We start from the raw sequence: 12,553 nt of genomic DNA, 5'->3' as shown, positions 1-12,553 counted from the left end.
TATTCGAGACAAACTAAATACGTGTACAAACAGGTGCAGATAAATTCACCATCTTTTATCTGCTTAAAAGGGAAGTTCGGTTAGAATCCGACGCTGTCCCGCAACTGTAATTGGGAGCGATTCGAAGATGCCACTGTTTTCGCCAGCCGAAAATGGGAAGGTTCGAAAAGCGATGAACATAAGCCAGGAGACCTGCCTGTTTGAGCACAACATCAATACCTACGAGGATAGGGGGTGTTAAGTGCGAAATGGATAGGCGTGTTTTTGATTTGGACAATCAGCATGCTTATTTGAGTATTCATTCGCCTCTTAACAACTTCTGCGGAAGTTGTTTTTTTGTGCGGATTTTCAGGAGGGTACGTGACGGATGAGCGATTTTTTGTTTGGAACGGTTGAGTATTTTACCAACGATTTTCAGGCGTGCATTATGAACAACTTGACGATAGAGAACCCGAGCGTTATCAAGGCGCATTACTCGAAATTAAAAGACGAGGTCATCAGGCGATCAGACAGTCCAGCGGATCAAGAAAAGCTTTTGCAAAATCTCGACAAGGCTTATCAACGTCTAAAGATCAACCTATTTGGGGCGGAGGATGAGGAACATGGGAGTTGAAGAAAAGTTTTTTCCAGGTCTGGAAGGGGTAGTGGCTGCGGAAACGAGCATTTCCTTTCTGGATACGAAGCAAGGAGAAATCGTCATCAAAGGGTACGACTTGATCGAGCTGTCCAAAGCGTACCGTTACCTGGATATCGTCCATCTTTTGCTGGAGGAAGCGCTGCCGAACGAGGAACAAAAGCGGGCGGTAGAAGAGAAGCTGAAGAGCGAGTACGACATCCCGAGAGAAGTGTTCGACATGCTCAAGCTGCTGCCGGAAAAAACGCATCCGATGGACGGCTTGCGGACGGGGCTGTCGGCGCTGGCCGGCTATGACAGTCACCTCGACAACTGCTCGCCGCAAGCCAACAAGGAGCGGGCCTACAAGCTGCTCGGCAAAGTGCCGAACATCGTCGCCAACAGCTACCGCGTGATTCAAAAAGCCGAGCTGGTGGCACCGTTGCCGGAGCTGTCGTACAGCGCCAATTTTCTCTACATGATTACGGGCAAAATCCCGTCTGCCTTCGAAGAGGCCATCTTCGACCGATCCCTGGTTTTGTACAGCGAGCACGAAATGCCCAATTCGACCTTTACGGCGCGGGTGATCGCCTCCACTTTGTCGGATTTGTACGGGGCATTGACCGGAGCGGTCGCTTCGCTGAAAGGAAACTTGCACGGCGGAGCAAACGAAGCGGTGATGCACATGCTGCTTGAGGCAAGCTCGGTCGAGGAATTTGAGCAATTGCTGGAGTCCAAGCTGGCCAACAAAGAGCGGATTATGGGATTCGGCCACCGCGTGTACATGAAAAAGATCGATCCGCGTGCCCTCATGATGAAGGACGCCTTGAGGCAACTGTGCGACGCCAAAGGAGACGACCTGCTGTATCAGATGTGCGAAGCCGGAGAGAAAATCATGGAGTGCGAGAAGGGCATTTACCCGAATCTCGATTATTACGCCGCTCCGGTGTACTGGATGCTCGGGATTCCGATTCCGCTGTACACCCCGATCTTTTTCAGTGCGAGAACAGTAGGGCTGTGCGCGCATGTGATCGAGCAGCATAAACACAACCGCCTGTTCCGGCCCCGGGTCAACTACATCGGCCAACGCCGCGCGTAAATCCAAAAAGAGAAAGGAATGATTCGCATGCTGAAAATGAATGAACGGACAAAAACAGACCAGTTGCTGGAGGAAATCGCAGACTATGTGCTGACGAAGGAGATTACGAGTGAAGAAGCGTTCCAGACCGCACGCTACGTGCTGCTGGATACGCTCGGATGCGGCATTTTGGCTCTGTCCTATCCGGAGTGCACGAAGCTGCTCGGGCCGATCGTGCCTGAAACCGTCGTTCCGAACGGTTGCCGTGTACCGGGAACCTCGTACGTGCTTGACCCGGTGCGCGGAGCGTTCAATATCGGTTGCATGATCCGTTGGCTCGATTACAACGATACGTGGCTGGCCGCAGAGTGGGGGCATCCGTCGGACAACCTCGGCGGTATTTTGGCAGTAGCCGATTATTTGAGCCGCGTACGCCTGGCAGAAGGAAAAGAACCGCTCGTCGTGCGCGATGTGCTGGAAATGATGGTGAAAGCGCACGAAATCCAGGGTGTGCTCGCTTTGGAAAACAGCCTGAACCGCGTCGGCCTGGATCACGTGCTGTTCGTCAAAATCGCCACAACGGCTGTCGTGACGAAGATGCTGGGCGGCGGCCGGGAAGAAATTATCAACGCTTTGTCCAATGCGTGGATCGACAATTCCGCCTTGCGCACCTATCGTCACGCGCCAAATACGGGATCGCGCAAGTCGTGGGCAGCCGGGGACGCGACCAGCCGGGGCGTTCATCTCGCATTGATGGCGCTCAAGGGAGAGATGGGCTATCCGTCCGCTCTGTCTGCGCCAGGCTGGGGATTCCAGGATGTTTTGTTCAACAAAAAAGAACTGAAGCTCGCGCGCCCGCTCGACTCCTACGTCATGGAGCACGTGCTGTTTAAAGTATCGTATCCGGCAGAATTTCACGCCCAAACCGCTGCGGAATGCGCAGTAGCCCTGCATCCGCAAGTAAAAGACCGCCTGGATGACATCGACTCGATCACCATTACTACCCATGAATCGGCCATCCGCATTATCGACAAGGTCGGCCCGCTGCACAACCCGGCCGATCGCGACCATTGCTTGCAATACATTACCGCAATCGCCCTGCTCAAAGGCACGATTACAGCGGAGCACTATGAAGATGAAACCGCCAGCGATCCGCGAATCGACAGCTTGCGGGCGAAAATGAGGGTGATCGAGAACAAGCAGTACACGTACGATTACCTCGATCCGAACAAGCGCTCGATTGCGAATGCCGTGCAGATTCATTTCAAGGATGGCACCGAGACGGAAAAAGTCGAGTGCGAATATCCGCTCGGGCACCGTTTCCGCAGGCAGGAAGCCATTCCTAAGATCGAGGAGAAGTTCTCCGATACATTGCGCACCCATTTCCCAAGCGGGCAGCAGCGAAAAATCGAGCAAGTCTGCTTTGACCACGAGAAGCTTGCGCAGATGCGCGTAAACGAGTTCGTGAATTTGTTCCTGCTGGGATAAGGAGGCGTTTCGCTTGGCGTGGATTGTGGATCAACCTTTGACGCAAAAGGAGCTGGCCGAGCGGTTTCGTTCGCTCATGACAGCGCCTGACATTTTGCAAATACCCGGGGCGCACGATGCAATGGCAGCTATCGTCGCCAAGCAGGCGGGATTTTCCGCTCTTTACTTGTCGGGAGCTGCCTATACCGCGAGCAGAGGGTTGCCGGATCTCGGCATCGTCACCTCAGCGGAAACGGCTGAGCGTGCCAAAGACCTCATCCGGGCAACCAACTTGCCTGTGCTGGTCGATATTGATACCGGTTTCGGAGGCGTGCTGAACGCGGCCCGCACCGCTCGGGAAATGGTCGAAGCCCATGTCGCGGCGGTGCAAATAGAAGATCAGCAGCTTCCGAAAAAATGCGGCCACTTGAACGGAAAGCAACTGGTCACAACAGAAGAGATGGTGCAAAAAATCAGCGTCATGAAAGAAGTCGCGCCTACGCTATTGATTGTGGCCCGGACAGATGCGCGTGCTGTGGAAGGGCTGGAGGCAGCGGTAGCGAGGGCAACCGCTTATGCGGAAGCGGGAGCGGATGCGATTTTCCCAGAAGCGCTGGAATCAGAAGCAGAGTTCCGCTTGTTTGCGGAAAAAATCACGGTTCCTTTGCTCGCCAACATGACGGAATTTGGAAAAACGCCCTACTATTCGGCACAGCAGTTTGCGGACATGGGCTATCAGATGGTGATTTACCCCGTGACCTCGCTTCGGGCAGCGGCGAAGGCGTATGAACGGATTTTCTCGCTGATCCGGGAGCAGGGAACGCAAAAAGAGGGACTGTCCGACATGCAGACGCGAAGCGAATTGTACGAGGCGATCTCGTACTACCGATACGAGGAGCTGGACAAACGGATTTCCCGGACGGTTCTCACGGACGAACAATAGCGCCAGACACGGAAAAGACGGCCTACAACCTCACAGGCGATGATACGCATCCTTGGGCACACTTCATGCTTACAGCGAATCGGATCATCGCCTTTTTTCTTCCGTCTGTAGGTGAAGGAGGGGCAAGCGTGGAAACAGCAAAGCTGCGTTGGTATCAGGATGGTTTTACGCCAGAGGATTTTACGGAGGAAGATCAGCTTATTGCCAAAACGACCGAGTTGTTTGTCAAACAAGAGGTAGCTCCGAAGCTGTCAGCGATCGAGCAGCACGATTATGCTGCGGGGAGAGAGCTGTTTGGCAAAGCCGGGGAGCTTGGCTTGCTTGGAATCGAGGTGCCGGTGGAATACGGAGGGCTTTCCCTCAACAAGAAAGTCGCCGGACTGGTCGCGGAAAAAATGGGCTTTGCCGGATCGTTCAGTGTGTCCTACAACATCCACGCAGGTGTGGGGACATTGCCATACGTGTATTTCGGCACGGAGGCGCAAAAGCAGAGCTATTTGCCCAAGCTCGCTTCCGGGGAGTGGATTGGCGCGTATGCGTTAACAGAGCCAAATGCCGGGTCTGATGCGCTGCATGCGAGAACGAGCGCTGTTTTGAACGAGGACGGAACGAGTTGGCTGCTGAACGGGGAAAAGCAATGGATTACAAACGCCCAACTGGCGGACGTGTATGTTGTGTTTGCCAATACGGGCGAAGGCATGACGGCGTTTATCGTGGAACGCGGGTTTGACGGCGTGTCTGTCGGACCGGAAGAGAAGAAAATGGGGATCAAAGGCTCGTCCACGGCTACGTTGCTCCTGGACAATGTGCAGGTTCCTTTGTCCAATGTCCTCGGCAAGCCCGGGCAAGGCCATCGGGTCGCTTTGAATATATTGAACATGGCGCGGCTGAAGCTGGCTTTTTCCAACATCGGCTCGGCCAAGCAGGCGTTGCAGCTTGCGGTCGCGTACGGCAAGGTTCGCAAGCAGTTTCAAAAGTCGCTGGTCGATTTCACGATGATCCAGGAGAAAATCGCCAACATGGCTGTGTCCATCTACGGAGCGGAAAGCGCGGCCTACCGGACCGCCGGGGCGCTGGACGAAGCTCTGCAGGCAGTGGACAGCAGCGATGAAATGACCAGGAGGCTGGCCGATTTTGCCATGGAATGTGCCATCAATAAAGTGTACAGCTCCGAGATGCAGGATCAGATCGTGGACGAAGCCGTGCAAATACACGGCGGGTACGGCTACATGCAGGAATACGAGGTAGAGCGGTTGTATCGGGATGCGAGAATCAGCCGGATTTTTGAAGGGACAAACGAGATCAATCGCTTGACGATTGGCAAAATCGCGGTGAAAAAATATGCGCAAAACGCTGAGGCTCCGTTGCAGCCTGTGGCTTGCGAGGCTGAGGTAGCAGGAAGAAACGAGCAGTTTGTCGAGCTGTCGAGGCGATTGGGCCAGCAAGCGTTGCACACCATCGTGCATTCCACGCTACAGCTTGAACAGGAGCAAGAATACATGCGCCTTGTCGCTGACATCATGAAGGAGTTGTATGTGATGGAATCGGCACTCCTGCGCACGCACAAGGCCATTCGTATCAACGGCCCGGAAAAAGAAGCCATCCGGAAAGCCATGACAGACGTGCTGTGCGAGGAAGGCTATCGGCGGGTCGAGGAAGCGGTGATATCCATAATCTCCGGTGCGCAGGCAGACGCGCAGAAGCGGGCCGCGATACTCAAGGAAATCCGCCATCTCCCGGTTCCTCTCTATGAAAACTTGTTTGTGAAAAAACGAGCCATCGCCCATGAGATCACAAATCGCGCCCGTTATGTTGTCTGAACAGCGGGAAGCAAAACGAAGGGAGGCAACTATGCTATGTATTCATTTGCAAACGTAAAAAAGGATACAGGAATCACGACGGTCGAAATCGACCACGCGCCGGCAAACACGCTGTCTTTTGCGTGCATTCACGAGCTGCGCGCCATTTTCCGCGAGCTTGCCCAGGACGAAGAGACGCGGGCCGTCATTTTGACGGGAGCTGGCCGCTTTTTTGTGACGGGAGCGGATATCAAGGAATTTGTGTCGGCATTTGATGATACCGCGAAAGCACTCGCTCTGGCCGAGGCAGGGCAAGCTTTGTGCAACGAAGTCGAAGCCATGAAAAAGCCGGTAATCGCGGCAATCAACGGCCCCGCGCTTGGCGGAGGGCTGGAGCTGGCGCTCGGCTGCCATTACCGGATCGCCTCCGACAACGCTATCGTCGGCTTGCCGGAGCTGAAGCTGGGGCTGATTCCCGCTTTTGGCGGCACACAGCGGCTCAGCAAAGCAATCGGAACCGCCGCGGCGATGCAGCTTATTTTGAGCAGCAAGCAACTGACAGCGGAAGAAGCGGCAAAGCTCCAACTCGTTCAGGCTGTTGTATCCCCGGAGGAACTTCTGCCTGCGGCTGTGGTGATCGCCCGCTCACTGATAGAAGGCAAGAGCATGACGAGCGTTGCCCGGGCATTGGCGTGCATCACGCACAGCGCGAGAGGAAGCATGGCGGAAGGGCTGGAAAAAGAACGGCAAAAATTTGCCGAGCTGTTCACGACAGCCGATGCCAAAGAAGGGATTCAAGCGTTCATTGAGAAGCGAACGCCTCATTTTACTCATTCCTAGAACCTGGAGGGAGCGGATTCGATGACAAACGATGTGCTGTTTTCCGTTGGTGACAATGGCCTGGCTACGATCACGCTGAATCGCCCGCAAGCGATCAATTCGCTTACGCACGACATGGTTTTGGCTATCGGGCAACGACTGCGGGAATGGGCGGGCAATGAGAACGTCCGCCTCGTGCTCATGAAGGGAGAAGGGACAAAAGGCTTTTGCGCAGGCGGAGATATAAAAGCGCTGTACGAGGCGAATACAAGTGCGGAAGCGATGGAACAAGCCGTTCGTTTTTTTGCGGACGAGTATCAGGTGGACCAGATGGTTTACGCGTTCGCCAAACCGATCGTCGCTGTACTCGACGGAGTGGTGATGGGAGGCGGAGTCGGGTTGACCTACGGAGCCAGCCACAAAATCGTGACCGAGCGCACGAAATGGTCCATGCCGGAAATGAATATCGGCTTTTTCCCGGACGTTGGCGCAGCGTATTTTTTAAACCAGGCGCCAGGACACGTCGGCCGATACCTCGCTTTGACCACCGCTGTCATTCAGGCGGCTGATGTGCTGTACAGCCAGGCGGCGAACGTTTACATGACCAGCGAGCGGCTGGAAGCGTTTTGTCGCGAGCTGGAGCAGAAGAATTGGTCGGGAGAAAAGGCGGCAGCAGAGCTGGACCAGTTGATTCAGGCGTACGCAGAGACGCCAGCAGCAGAGGGGAAGCTTGCTGCTCTGCGCGAACAGATTGACCGCCACTTTGCTTTTGCAACGATGGAGGAAATCTTGGCTTCCCTGGAGACAGAGGCGAGCGAGTTTGCCGAGGAAACCAAGCAAGCTCTGCTGTCCAAGTCTCCAAGCTCCTTGAAGGTCACCTTGAAGCAACTCGTTGATGGCAAGAGCAAAACGAGGGAAGAATGCTTTGCGACAGACCTTGTGCTTGCGCAAAACTTTATGCGGCACCCCGATTTTTTTGAAGGGGTTCGCTCGGTGCTGATTGATAAAGACCGCTCTCCCCGCTATACGTACCGGACGTTGGAGGATGTGTCGCAGGAGGTGGTCCAAGCCTTTTTCGTTCAAGCGACAGGGTGACCTGATCGCAAAACAAGAGAGTGTCCCGTCGAAAAGACAACTTTTCGCGAGGACACTTTTTGGCTTTTTTACGACAGACGCCAAGAAGGCGGGTATAAGCGACATAGGGCCATTGGTTCCTCGAATGGTAACGGTTTGCATATAGCTTTTAATAAAAAGTAAATTCAGTTGTAACAAATTCATTTTTCATACGTCAAAAGTTGTGTATCCAATTTTTTGCATTTTTGTTATATAGTTAATGAAACCCCCATTTATTTCGATGGATTAAAAAACAACATCTAGCAGGTGATTAAATGAGTAAAGCACCAAGAAAATGGTTGGTATTATTAGCTTTGTTTATGCTTGTAGTTCCTTTTCTTCTTGAAGGTCAGAAAACACATGGTTTTGAAAAACCAATTGTTATGGCGCTGGAGACGGAAAAGGATTTCGGTCTGCTCAAAGAAAAAACGTACCTGTTTTCTAATGACGATATTTATTGGATCAAAAGAATCGAGGCTAAAAAAAACTCTTCACCTTACAAACTAACGCTATATATCCCTGGTAGAAAGGGAGTGTTTCGGTATACAGATTATCAGGATAGTAAGAAAGATAAAATAGTCTGGAAAATAGTAAAGTTGGATGAAATAGAGACTCTTCCCCTATCGACAGGATTTATAGAAACTTCCGGAAAAAATTTGTGGATTGGTATGCCAAATGTATATTCACAATTAGGTAAAGGGACGATGGAGGAGAAATACAATTTATCTAAGGAAATAAAAGTAGCAAAAGACGAAAAAGGTTATAACTTGGAAGTTACTTTGCCAGTTTATCAAGGGTTAATAAGTGAGGTATGGGCACTTGAATCTGACGCTCAGCTAGTTCCTTGGAATTACAAGAAGATGTCTGATGTATGGCTAGCCCTCGATTTAACCAGTAAAGGAAAATGGTCCTATGATGGATACTATATAAAAACTCCAGAATCTTATTTACCTCATACAGCTTATTCTTTCTGGAGAATTCCTGAGAATTATATTCTAAAATCCTTATTGTATACTGGGGAAAGTAGGGCTGCAGATGATATGGGATATGTGATGCTGGATACAGCATTACAAAATCAAAATAAACAGGGCTATTGGGATACACTCCCTTTATCGACTTGGCTTCAAAAAGATTATTTGATTCAAGACGGTTTTTTCGATACAAGATTTAATATTGGAGCGGCAGATTTATTTCTTGAGGGATGTAGAAAGTATGGGGAGAGAAAATTTTGTGGTGCAACCCAAAGATTCTTAAATTATTTCAAAAGCCATGCAGTAAAAAACAAATATATTGTAAGAGGTTCTAGAGATGGATGGTTAGTACCTGATTATGCTCACCCAAATGGAAATAAGCCCACTCATGTTTCTCTGAATCATCAGTTAGCCGAGATTAATTATCTATACAAAATGTACAGCCATTTCAAAGACCCGAGTTATAAAGAACTTGCTGAGAACTTATTGTATGGTGTGACTAATTTGGGAAGCAGATGGATTGCTAAGAATGGTGACTTACATTACGCATATTTTGGAAATGGGGAATTTGGGAGAACAGATTATCCTTATTTAACCTACAATGATTTATTAGAGACGCAAAAGTGGCATAGGCTTATTTACGGGAGTGATAACAACGAAATAAATATACTTATAAACAATAAAGGAAAGTGGATGCAGAATAATAATGTAAGAAATCCATTCCGGCAATAGAAAAGAGATGAACTATGCGAATTAAAGAGATTGATTATTTGAGGGCATTTTGTGCATTTTCGGTTATAGCCATCCATGTAACTGCTGGGTATATCGATCAAAATTCTATTGCTTACATGTTAAATCAGATTGCTCGTTATGCTGTTCCGTTGTTTATTTTATTATCTGGATTTGGGCTTGCTTTTTCGGAGAGGAAAAAGAATACCACTTTTCTCCTTTTTCTAAAGAAAAGGTACAACAAGATTTTACTTCCATACTTTTTATGGAGCATCATATATTTCATTTTTTCAAATCGACACCAGATTATCTCTACAGATGCTATGGAGCTTTTTCCGTTGTTAATCAAACAACTATACAGTGGAACTGCTTATGTACATCTTTACTTTTTAGTTATTATGATTCAGTTGTATCTGGTGTTTCCTGTACTTCAAAAGTGGCTTCTAGAAAAGCGATACCATACGCTTGTTGGATCATTTTTTATTTCTTTATGTATGCACTTGGCAATATATTTACATGCAGTTGGTATTATCGTGCTTCCAAGTTTAGGAGTTCCGTATGTAATACTTTCTCCTGTTTGGGTCTTTTATTTTGTGTTAGGGATGTATATCTCTATAGAAATTGAACGTTTTATAAGATTAACTCAAAAGATAACCTTCGTAAAAACTACATTAATTTGGTTGTTAACGCTAATTATTTTGCTTTTAGATAGTAAGTATACAAATACTTCTGGTTCTTCTACTAAACCAAGTACGATCCTGTATACACTGTCGAGTCTCGTGTTCCTTTTTAAAGGACTTAGTTACGCAGCCAATGTTACACCTAAAATGTCTTCTCTTATACTTTGGTACTCTACTCATTCATTCTTTGTTTATTTAATTCATCCGTTCATAATTAGTTGTTTGGTATTGGTTTTTCCACATAATTGGGGCGGGACAATTGGATTGCTTCAAATATTTATCAGTACAATAATCTTGTCAACACTTTTAACTTATATAGGAAGCAAATTTAAACTAATACATATTTTAGGGGGAGTGTATACAGGGAGGTTAACTCATGCAAAATCTGGTAAAACCAAAAGTAATAACGAGAAGTGTATACTATTATGAAAGCAATTTTCTGATGATAACAAAATAGAGAAGCCAGTCCACACTCGATATAAAAGTGTGTGACTGGCTTCTCTTAGTGTTGGAGGAAATCAGCAGGTTTTTAGATACCTTTCCTTGCGTGACAAAGACTATTCAGAATGTTAATTTACTACCTCAATTCTATAGTCTCCGCAACCACCAGATGGCAACATAAGTCCAACATTGCTTAACTTGAAATCACTTGCAACATAAGGAGGAATTGTTATATCCCAATATTTTTGGCTTGAATTGGAGGTGATTACTGGCGATATCTTCTTCCAATTAGTCAAATCTTTAGCAGTTTTACTGTAGTCGGTTGAATAGACCAAATTGGCCGGGACATTAGTGCAACCGGAGGTATTAACATTAGCAGTGACTCGAAGTTTTTTACCCGCTACGTCTCTAATAGCTAAAATATAGCGATGTCCATAGTTTCCGCTCAATATATTTGAGCCAATCAAATTGCTTGTTGAAGTTATAGCTGGCTCATACTCATCTTTATTTCCTGTGCTAGGGAAGCCAAAAATATATGAATAGGATCTTTTGCTTAAATAGCTTTCTCCGTCAATAATACTAATGTGAGTATTATTTGGAAGAGTCGCAGTTGTCATTTTAGAATTATATTTCTCCAAATCGCTAGAGGTTAAAATTTTGGTAGAAAAAATTTTATGCTCTGGAGTACCAGGAGCCAACACAAAATGACGCGCTACCATGTTTGGTTCATGAGCTTTAAAATTGACGACGCCGTCAACAACCGCTTGATTTGGAACGGCTTTGCTCAGAATCACTTTAGTTGAACCAGGATAGATCGTATATTTTGTAGACTCACTAGAGTTTAAGACAGCCGTTTGGACACTAGCAGCCATACTAGGGTAGTTATTTGTAGTATAATCGATTTTATTTCCATATACTGTAATATTTGCGTTGTAACTATTATTGTTTTTAATCGCTACTCCGAAGATAACACCGTTTAAGGAAGTATTATTGTGATGGTATAGCTCGCTGGTGTACAGTTCGTTAGCTACGAGCTTATTTTCTAAGATTGTTGCGCCAACTCCGTTTAGATAACTACCGAGAATGGGCTCTGGATTATTGGAATACATTTGTTTGTTTCCACCATTTGTAAATGATAATTTTACTGGATTAGTATAGGTACCCCAGCTATACTGCCCAATATCTTCTGGAACTATTTGGGGGTTTTCCATCAGTGCAAGATCTTTTTGTGCGCTAAGTTCAGAATTTTCTTTAGACTCTCGCAATTTAGCTTCAATTTCTCTTTCAGTAAAAGTAACGCCAGCGATTTCTAATGCTACCTCAGACTTCTTTGCAGTTGTGATGCTTGTGACACTCGTGACTAGAAGTACGGTTAATGATGCTACTAGAATACTTTTCGAGGTTAGTTTCATAATTTTCTCTCCACTCTATATTATGATATGTAAAAAAATAGAACAAGAAGAAGCATAACCCTTTTTATGGAATAAACTTACTGCATAATATTAACTCTAAATACTTAATATGTAAATAATGTGATTTTAAGTCTAAATATTCTGGTTTTATTTGAGTGCTCCATTGTGGTGGCAGCTCTAAGAGGTGTTCGTTAGAAATTGGAAAGCGATTAACAATAAACTAGATGAAAGAGTAGCGATTTAGGATACAATTCAGAAAAGAGCAGAGTGGTAGAATAATTGCTGGCATAACAAAAGGCATGGACACCATTGCCCATGCCTTTTTTATGTGAAATATGCGTCGAGCTTTTTCATAAGTAAGGAGGTGTGACTGCAAGCGTCGACCGAGGGAGGGGAGTTGAGTATAAGCGCGCCCTATTTCGTAGCCGTCAAGTAAGCTCTCTAGTGATGGGCCATTTGGCGAGATGCCGCTGCCGTTCCATCCCAAG

General features: G+C 47.4%; 10 protein-coding genes and 1 riboswitch. Of the genes, 9 read left to right on the top strand and 1 reads right to left on the bottom strand.

Annotated features, from left to right (window positions below):
• Nucleotides 1-14: 14 nt before the first annotated feature.
• Nucleotides 15-214, top strand: a riboswitch (cobalamin riboswitch).
• Between the two features lie 153 nt (nucleotides 215-367).
• From AC3WQH_RS13780 to AC3WQH_RS13740, 9 genes are all read left to right on the top strand, one after another.
• On the top strand, nucleotides 368-613 hold the full coding sequence (locus AC3WQH_RS13780) for a hypothetical protein (RefSeq protein ID WP_122952404.1): 246 nt from the start codon (nucleotides 368-370) through the stop codon (nucleotides 611-613).
• Complete coding sequence (mmgD, locus tag AC3WQH_RS13775) at nucleotides 603-1,712, top strand: citrate synthase (RefSeq protein WP_122952405.1); 1,110 nt, start codon at nucleotides 603-605, stop codon at nucleotides 1,710-1,712. Before AC3WQH_RS13780 ends, mmgD begins: the two co-directional genes overlap by 11 nt.
• 27 nt (nucleotides 1,713-1,739) lie before the next feature.
• Nucleotides 1,740-3,179, top strand: coding sequence for a bifunctional 2-methylcitrate dehydratase/aconitate hydratase (locus AC3WQH_RS13770; protein ID WP_005826847.1), 1,440 nt, complete (start codon nucleotides 1,740-1,742; stop codon nucleotides 3,177-3,179).
• A 13-nt stretch (nucleotides 3,180-3,192) separates the two neighbouring features.
• Nucleotides 3,193-4,101 (top strand): methylisocitrate lyase, encoded by a 909-nt coding sequence (gene prpB, locus AC3WQH_RS13765; RefSeq protein WP_005826849.1) that lies wholly within the window; start codon nucleotides 3,193-3,195, stop codon nucleotides 4,099-4,101.
• A 128-nt stretch (nucleotides 4,102-4,229) separates the two neighbouring features.
• Complete coding sequence (locus AC3WQH_RS13760; protein ID WP_005826851.1) at nucleotides 4,230-5,921, top strand: acyl-CoA dehydrogenase FadE; 1,692 nt, start codon at nucleotides 4,230-4,232, stop codon at nucleotides 5,919-5,921.
• Nucleotides 5,922-5,957: 36 nt separating this feature from the next.
• Nucleotides 5,958-6,740 carry an enoyl-CoA hydratase-related protein gene (locus tag AC3WQH_RS13755; protein WP_005826853.1) on the top strand — a complete coding sequence of 261 codons (783 nt, stop codon included), beginning with the start codon at nucleotides 5,958-5,960 and terminating at the stop codon, nucleotides 6,738-6,740.
• A gap of 21 nt (nucleotides 6,741-6,761) precedes the next feature.
• The gene (locus AC3WQH_RS13750) at nucleotides 6,762-7,814 is read left to right on the top strand and encodes an enoyl-CoA hydratase/isomerase family protein (protein ID WP_005826855.1); all 1,053 of its coding nucleotides are present in this window, start codon (nucleotides 6,762-6,764) and stop codon (nucleotides 7,812-7,814) included.
• Nucleotides 7,815-8,107: 293 nt separating this feature from the next.
• Nucleotides 8,108-9,535, top strand: coding sequence for a hypothetical protein (locus tag AC3WQH_RS13745; protein ID WP_005826858.1), 1,428 nt, complete (start codon nucleotides 8,108-8,110; stop codon nucleotides 9,533-9,535).
• Nucleotides 9,536-9,549: 14 nt separating this feature from the next.
• Nucleotides 9,550-10,641, top strand: coding sequence for an acyltransferase (locus tag AC3WQH_RS13740; RefSeq protein ID WP_005826859.1), 1,092 nt, complete (start codon nucleotides 9,550-9,552; stop codon nucleotides 10,639-10,641).
• 140 nt (nucleotides 10,642-10,781) lie between these two features.
• Here the strand turns inward: AC3WQH_RS13740 and AC3WQH_RS13735 are convergent, their stop codons facing one another.
• A complete protein-coding gene (locus AC3WQH_RS13735; RefSeq protein WP_005826861.1) occupies nucleotides 10,782-12,065 on the bottom strand; it encodes a hypothetical protein in 1,284 nt (427 codons plus the stop codon).
• Between the last annotated feature and the right edge of the window lie 488 nt (nucleotides 12,066-12,553).

It is taken from the genome of Brevibacillus sp. FW301-21C12A (genome assembly GCF_058788915.1).
This window is presented reverse-complemented; position numbering and strand designations above follow the sequence as displayed.

What these genes read in the sequence shown, in the direction of transcription:
- AC3WQH_RS13780 (WP_122952404.1), top strand. Translation starts at nt 368, where the DNA reads ATGAGCGATTTTTTGTTTGGAACGGTTGAGTATTTTACCAACGATTTT.
- mmgD (WP_122952405.1), top strand. Translation starts at nt 603, where the DNA reads ATGGGAGTTGAAGAAAAGTTTTTTCCAGGTCTGGAAGGGGTAGTGGCT.
- AC3WQH_RS13770 (WP_005826847.1), top strand. Translation starts at nt 1,740, where the DNA reads ATGCTGAAAATGAATGAACGGACAAAAACAGACCAGTTGCTGGAGGAA.
- AC3WQH_RS13755 (WP_005826853.1), top strand. Translation starts at nt 5,958, where the DNA reads ATGTATTCATTTGCAAACGTAAAAAAGGATACAGGAATCACGACGGTC.
- AC3WQH_RS13750 (WP_005826855.1), top strand. Translation starts at nt 6,762, where the DNA reads ATGACAAACGATGTGCTGTTTTCCGTTGGTGACAATGGCCTGGCTACG.
- AC3WQH_RS13745 (WP_005826858.1), top strand. Translation starts at nt 8,108, where the DNA reads ATGAGTAAAGCACCAAGAAAATGGTTGGTATTATTAGCTTTGTTTATG.
- AC3WQH_RS13740 (WP_005826859.1), top strand. Translation starts at nt 9,550, where the DNA reads ATGCGAATTAAAGAGATTGATTATTTGAGGGCATTTTGTGCATTTTCG.
- AC3WQH_RS13735 (WP_005826861.1), bottom strand. Translation starts at nt 12,065, where the DNA reads ATGAAACTAACCTCGAAAAGTATTCTAGTAGCATCATTAACCGTACTT.